Here is a 6767-nt window from a genome sequence, read left to right as displayed (position 1 = left end):
GGGCCCGTGTGCGTCCGCCCGACGTCAGCTGATCAGGGCGTCGATGTCGGCGAAGCCGGACGCATCGCCCACCAGCACCTCGCTGCGCCGCCCGTCGACCGAGACCGGGACGTCGCCGGCCACGGTGATCCGGCGGACCTCGCGCGGCTCCTCGCCGAAGTCGGCGACGGCGTAGTGCTGGGTGGCACGGTTGTCCCAGATCGCCACGTCGCCCTCCGCCCAGGTCCAGCGCACCGTGTTCTCGAGCCGGGTGATGCGGTTCTGCAGCAGGTTGAACAGCGTGCTCGACTCGAGCTGGTTGTAGCCCACCAGCTGCTTGACGAAGTGGCCGAGCAGGAGCGCCCGCTCCCCGGTCTCGGGGTGCACGCGCACCACGGGGTGGGCGGTCTCGTAGGTCTCCCGCCGGAACTCCTCCCGGCGCTGCACGGCGACGGCGTCGTCGTGGTCCTCGGTCTCGTCGCGGTCGGCGTAGTCGTAGGCGTTGGTGTGCACCGCCCACAGGTCGTCGACCAGCGCCCTGAGCGAGCGCGGCAGGCGCTCGTAGGCGTCGACGGTGTTGGCCCACACGGTGTTGCCGCCGTAGGGCGGGATCGTCACGCCGCGCAGCACGCTGAACGCCGGGATGCGGTCGACGAAGGTGACGTCGGTGTGCCAGCTGTTGGCGGCCATGCCCTTGTTGGCGGTGAGGGTGTAGATCCGCTCGCTGCCGGTGTTGACCGTCGGGTGCGCGGTCGTGAGCGTGCCGAGGCGCTCGGCGAACGCCAGGTGCGTGTCGTCGTCGAGGTGGTGCTGGCCGCGGAGGAAGACTACCTTGTGCCGCAGGATCGCCTGGCGCACCTGCTGCACCGTCGACTCGTCGAGGTCCCCGGACAGGACGACGCCCTCGATCCGGGCGCCGATGCGTCCACCGAGGCGGTGCACCCGGACGGCGGCGGTGTCGGCGGCGGTGTCGGCGGCGGTGTCAACGGCGGCGGCGTGCTGGTCGAGGTGCAGGGTCATGAGGGCTCCCAATGTCGAGTGAAGTTGTAGACATTGATAGCAGCGATCGGCCCCGGGCCGGCCGAGCCCGGCGACGGGTTCGCCCTGCCTCCCCTCGCGGCAGCGCCTTGCGGCGACCCTCGGTCGTCAGCAGGCGGTGACCGCGACCGGGACGCCGTTGAGCGCGGCGTTGCCCGAGACGTCGAGGAGCTCGGGGTCGGTGAGGTCGTTGACCGAGACGCCGGCCACCTCGCGGCTGCGACCCATCAGGACGCCCTCCCGGGCGTGGCCGTAGCCGTGGGGGAGCGAGACCACCCCGGGCATCAGGTCGTCGGTCGCGGCGACCTCCACCTCGACCGACCCGACACGCGAGGTCACCCGCACCCGGGCCCCGTCGGCCAGGTCACGCGCGGCCAGGTCGTCGGGGTGCATCAGCAGGTGGTGTCGTGGACGACCGCGGGTGAGCCGCTCGGAGTTGTGCATCCAGGAGTTGCAGTCCTGCTTGTGGCGGCGCCCGATGAGCAGCAGGTCGTCCGTGGTCGGCACCTCGGCCGCCGCCAGCCGGGCGACGTCGCCCACCACCAGGGCCGGTGCGAGGTCCAGGCGCTTGCCCTCGGTGTGCAGCCGATCCGGCAGCTGACCGCCGCGCAGGGGACCGAGGTCGAGGCCGGCCGGCCGGGCGCGGAGCTTCGTGAGGGTCACGCCGCTCGACCCGCGGCGCAGCAGCTGCCCGACGAGGAAGGTCGGGCTGGCGGTGAGGCGGGCGCGCTGCACGAGCCGCTTCCTGAGCGGCGCCTTGCGGCTCAGGCGCGCCGTGGTGCGGAGCGTCAGGTCGCGGAAGATCTGCCAGTCGTGGCGCTGGTCGGGGTCCTTGTCGAAGACCGCGGGGGTGAACCGGGCGGTGTTGCGCACCGCGAGCAGGTGGAACACCAGGTCGTAGTGGTCGCGCTCGAGCGCGGTGGTCGGCGGCAGGATCACGTCGGCGTGCCGCGTGGTCTCGTTGACGTAGATGTCGATCGCGGCCATGAAGTCCAGCCCGGCGAGCGCACTGTCGAGCCGGGCGCCGTCGGGTGTGGAGAGCACCGGGTTGCCCGCGACGGTCAGCATCGCGCGGACCTGGCCCTCGCCCGGGGTCTCGATCTCCTCGCGCAGCGCCGAGACCGGCAGCTCGCCGGCCGTCTCGGGCAGCCCCCGCACCCGGGAGCGCCACGCGTCGTGGTGGCCGCGACCGATCAGGCCGGTGCCGACCGCGTCGATCGCGGGGGAGGTGAACATGGCGCCGCCCACGCGGTCGAGGTTGCCCGTCAGCACGTTGAGGCAGTTCACCGCCCACTGGCACACCGTGCCCCACGGCCCGGCGGACACGCCGATCCGGCTGTAGACCACACCCGCGTCGGCGTCGGCCAGCTCGCGCGCCAGGCGCCGGACCTCCGCGGCCGGCAGGCCGCTGACCGCCTCGGCGCGCTCGGGGGTGAACTCCGCGACCAGGTCCACCACCGTGGCGAGCCCGTCGGCGTACGCCGGGACGGTGGGCGGCGTCGTCGCCTCGGCGGTGAGGACGTGGAGCATCGCCAGCAGCACCCACGCGTCGGTGCCCGGCCGCACGAAGTGGTGCTCGTCGGCGACCTTCGCGGTCTCGGTCCGGCGCGGGTCGAGGACCACCATGCGGCCGCCGCGCGCCCTGAGCTCGCGCACCCGCTGCGGGAAGTCGGGCACGGTCATCAGCGAGCCGTTGGACGCCATCGGGTTCGCGCCGACCACGAGGAACCACGACGTGCGGTCGATGTCGGGCACCGGGAGGAACAGCTGGTGGCCGAACATCAGGTGCGCCACGAGCTGGTGGGGGAGCTGGTCGACCGAGGTCGCGGAGTACCGGTTGCGGGTGCGGAACGCCTTGAACATCGCCGTCCCGTGGGTCAGCGAGCCGAGGCTGTGGGCGTTGGGGTTGCCGAGGTAGATCCCGAGCGCGTCGTCGCCGTGCTCCTCGACCACCGCCGCCAGGCGCTCGGCGACCAGGTCGAGCGCCTCGTCCCAGCCGATCTCCTGCCACCCGTCGCCCACGCGGCGCACCGGTCGCCGCAGCCGGTCGGGGTCGGCGTACACGTCGGCGATCGCCACGCCCTTGGGGCACACGTGGCCGCGCGACAGCGGGTCTGCGGGGTTGCCGCGCACCGACACGACGTCGCGTCCCTCGATGGTCAGCTCGAGGCCGCAGATGGCCTCGCACAGGTTGCACACGCCGATCCGCTTCACGCTCATGCACGTACTCGCTTCGCTCCGTGCGCGCATGAGGCACATGACGCGCTGTGTAGGACGACCTCGCTCCGCTCGCCCGTGGGGCCGATCGTCCCACGGCCGCGAAGTCGTCGGACCGCTCGCGGACCGGGGCGAGGAGCACCACTCAGGCGACGGCCGAGGCCGCCAGCGCACGATGACACTCGTCCACCCCCTGAGGGGATGACAGCCGCGTGCCGCGTCGTGGAGACTCCAGCGCGGTCCGGCCCGTCCGGGCGGGCCGACACGACAGAACGGAGCACGTCATGGGTTTCGGAGGGCCGATCGGCCTCATCGTCGTCGGACTGATCCTCTCGCTCGCCTTCAACGAGCAGCAGGTCGGACCGTTGCGCATCACCGTCGTGGGGTGGATCCTCGTGCTGGCCGGCGCGCTCTGGCTGGTGCTGACCCTCGTGCAGCAGAACACCCGGCGCCGCCACACCACCACCGCGACCACGACCGACGCGCAGGGCCGCCAGGCCACCAGCCAGCGCACCACCGAGTCCGACCCGCCGCCGCCCGCGGTCTGAGCACGGCTCCGGGCCCGGCGCGGCGGGCGCGGATTGGTCCCCGCGCCCGGGCCGTCGATATGCTGCTCCGGTTGCCCAGCGTGGGCGACGTGCCGTCACGACGGCCGCGGAACCAGAGTGCCCCGGTGAACAGGCCCGGGCGCGCCGCGCAACGAGAGCCGAAGGAGCCCCCATGTCGATTGGTACCGACGCGGAGACCAAGAAGAAGATCATCGCCGAGTACGCCGTCACCGAGGGCGACACCGGTTCGCCCGAGGTCCAGATCGCGCTGCTCAGCCACCGCATCTCCCACCTCACCGAGCACCTCAAGCAGCACAAGCACGACCACCACAGCCGTCGTGGCCTCCTGCTGCTCGTCGGCCAGCGCCGTCGTCTGCTGAACTACCTGCAGAAGACCGAGATCGAGCGCTACCGCTCGATCGTCGAGCGCCTCGGTCTGCGCCGCTGATCCATCGGGCGGCCTCCCGGACACGGGAGGCCGCCCGACCTGCATCCGGGCCCGGGCGCGCTAGTCTCGGCCTTGACGCATCCTCGCGGCCTCGCGCCGCAGACAACTGAACACCCGAAGATCCAGGAGCGACCCGCGCACCCGGCTCGGTCCTCGGTAGTGGCCTTCAGGTCCGCCCACGTCGGCGCAGCACCTGCGGGCCTCGATCGAAGACCGGCACCTCATGCGGCGTCGCGGATCGCTCCGCGAAGAGAAAGCAGATCCTGCTTCCATGAGTGAACCCATCATCTCCGCTGTCGAGACCGTCCTCGACAACGGCACCTTCGGCACGCGCACGATCAAGTTCGAGACCGGCCTGCTGGCCCGCCAGGCGGCCGGTGCCGTCACGGCGTACCTCGACGACGAGACCATGCTGCTGTCGGCCACCACCGCCGGCAAGACGCCGAAGGACCACTTCGACTTCTTCCCCCTCACGATCGACGTCGAGGAGCGGATGTACGCCGTGGGCCAGATCCCCGGCTCGTTCTTCCGGTCCGAGGGCCGGCCGGGCGAGGACGCGATCCTCGCCTGCCGCCTGATCGACCGCCCGCTGCGCCCGACCTTCAAGAAGGGCCTGCGCAACGAGGTCCAGGTCGTCATCACCGTCATGGCCCTCGACCCGAACATGCCCTACGACGTGCTGGCCATCAACGCCGCGTCGATGTCGACCCAGCTCTCCGGCCTGCCGTTCTCCGGCCCCGTCGGCGGCGTCCGCGTGGCGCTCATCGACGGCCAGTGGGTCGCCTTCCCGTCGCACTCGCAGCTCGAGAACGCCGTCTTCGACATGGTCGTCGCCGGCCGCGTGACCGAGACCGGTGACGTCGCGATCATGATGGTCGAGGCCGAGGCGCCCGAGGAGACCATCGCGCTCATCCAGGGCGGCGCCCAGGCGCCCACCGAGGAGGTCGTGGCCAGCGGCCTCGACGCCGCGAAGCCCTTCATCAAGCAGCTGTGCGAGGCGCAGTCGCAGCTCGCCGCCGAGGCCGCCAAGCCGGTCCAGGACTTCCCGGTCTTCCTCGACTACGAGGACGACGTCTACGCCGCCGTCGAGGCCGCCGCGAAGGCCGACCTCACCGCCGCCATGCAGATCGGCGACAAGCAGGAGCGCGAGGCGCGCACCGACGAGCTCAAGGCGGGCCTGCTCGAGCAGCTGGCCGGCCAGTTCGAGGGCCGCGAGAAGGAGATCGGCGCGGCGTTCCGCTCGGTCAGCAAGGCGGTCGTGCGCGAGCGCGTCCTGCGCGACAAGGTCCGCATCGACGGCCGCGGCCTCGCCGACATCCGTCCGCTGCACGCCGAGGTCGACGTGATCCCGCGCGTCCACGGCTCCGCGCTGTTCGAGCGTGGCGAGACCCAGATCCTGGGCGTCACCACCCTCGACATGCTCAAGATGGAGCAGCAGCTCGACACGCTGTCGCCGGAGAAGCACCGCCGCTACATGCACAAGTACGTCTTCCCGCCGTTCTCCACCGGCGAGACCGGTCGCGTGGGCTCGCCCAAGCGCCGCGAGGTCGGACACGGCGCCCTGGCGCGCCGCGCCCTCCTGCCCGTGCTGCCCTCGCGCGAGGAGTTCCCCTACGCGATCCGCCAGCTCTCCGAGGCCATGGGCTCCAACGGCTCCACCTCGATGGGCTCGGTCTGCGCCTCCACCCTGTCGCTGCTCCAGGCGGGTGTGCCGCTCAAGGCCTCCGTCGCCGGCATCGCGATGGGCCTCATCTCCGGTGAGGTCGACGGCGAGACCCAGTACGTCGCGCTCACCGACATCCTCGGCGCCGAGGACGCGTTCGGCGACATGGACTTCAAGGTCGCCGGCACGCGTGAGTTCGTCACCGCCCTCCAGCTCGACACCAAGCTCGACGGCATCCCCGCCGAGGTGCTGGCCGCCGCGCTGACCCAGGCCCGCGACGCGCGCCTGGCGATCCTCGACGTGATGGCCGAGGCCATCGACGCCCCGGAGGAGATGTCGGTGCACGCGCCGCGCATCATCACCGTCCGCGTCCCCGTCGACAAGATCGGCGAGGTCATCGGCCCCAAGGGCAAGGTCATCAACCAGATCCAGGACGACACGGGCGCGACGCTGTCCATCGAGGACGACGGCACGGTCTACATCGGTGCGACCAACGGCGAGGCGGCCGAGGCCGCCAAGGCCGCGGTCAACGCGATCGCCAACCCGACGATGCCCGAGGTCGGCGAGCGCTACCTCGGCACCGTGGTCAAGACGACGAACTTCGGTGCGTTCGTCTCGCTGATGCCCGGCAAGGACGGCCTGCTGCACATCAGCAAGCTCCGCTCCCTCGCCGGCGGCAAGCGCGTCGAGGCCGTCGAGGACGTCCTGTCGGTGGGCCAGAAGGTCCAGGTCTCGATCGCCGAGATCGACGACCGCGGCAAGCTGTCGCTCGTCCCGGTGGTCGAGGACGAGGGCGGCTCCGAGGAGCCGGCCACGGCCGAGGCGACCGACGCCGAGTGACCTGATCCACCCGGTTCCGCCCGGATCCACCAGC

At 71.8% G+C, this 6767-nt stretch carries 5 protein-coding genes; 3 read left to right on the top strand and 2 right to left on the bottom strand.

The annotated features are described in order from the left end of the window. Positions 1-24 precede the first annotated feature (24 nt). A complete protein-coding gene (locus tag ACFFJG_RS02800) occupies positions 25-999 on the bottom strand; it encodes a TauD/TfdA dioxygenase family protein (protein WP_378517089.1) in 975 nt (324 codons plus the stop codon). 126 nt (positions 1000-1125) lie between these two features. Then, positions 1126-3237 carry a molybdopterin-dependent oxidoreductase gene (locus tag ACFFJG_RS02795; RefSeq protein ID WP_378517088.1) on the bottom strand — a complete coding sequence of 704 codons (2112 nt, stop codon included), beginning with the start codon at positions 3235-3237 and terminating at the stop codon, positions 1126-1128. Between the two features lie 281 nt (positions 3238-3518). Between ACFFJG_RS02795 and ACFFJG_RS02790 the strand changes: the two genes are divergently transcribed. The 3 genes from ACFFJG_RS02790 to ACFFJG_RS02780 all read left to right on the top strand — a co-directional run bounded on the left by ACFFJG_RS02790 (position 3519) and on the right by ACFFJG_RS02780 (position 6733). Further along, positions 3519-3782, top strand: coding sequence for a DUF6458 family protein (locus ACFFJG_RS02790; RefSeq protein ID WP_378517087.1), 264 nt, complete (start codon positions 3519-3521; stop codon positions 3780-3782). Positions 3783-3954: 172 nt separating this feature from the next. Further along, entirely contained in the window at positions 3955-4230 is a 276-nt protein-coding gene (rpsO, locus tag ACFFJG_RS02785; protein WP_378517086.1) for a 30S ribosomal protein S15, read from the top strand. A 271-nt stretch (positions 4231-4501) separates the two neighbouring features. After that, positions 4502-6733 (top strand): polyribonucleotide nucleotidyltransferase, encoded by a 2232-nt coding sequence (locus ACFFJG_RS02780; RefSeq protein ID WP_378517085.1) that lies wholly within the window; start codon positions 4502-4504, stop codon positions 6731-6733. The last annotated feature ends 34 nt before the right edge of the window (positions 6734-6767 follow it).

Source organism: Nocardioides zeicaulis, assembly GCF_042432345.1.
GTDB lineage: Bacteria > Actinomycetota > Actinomycetes > Propionibacteriales > Nocardioidaceae > Nocardioides > Nocardioides zeicaulis.
This window is presented reverse-complemented; position numbering and strand designations above follow the sequence as displayed.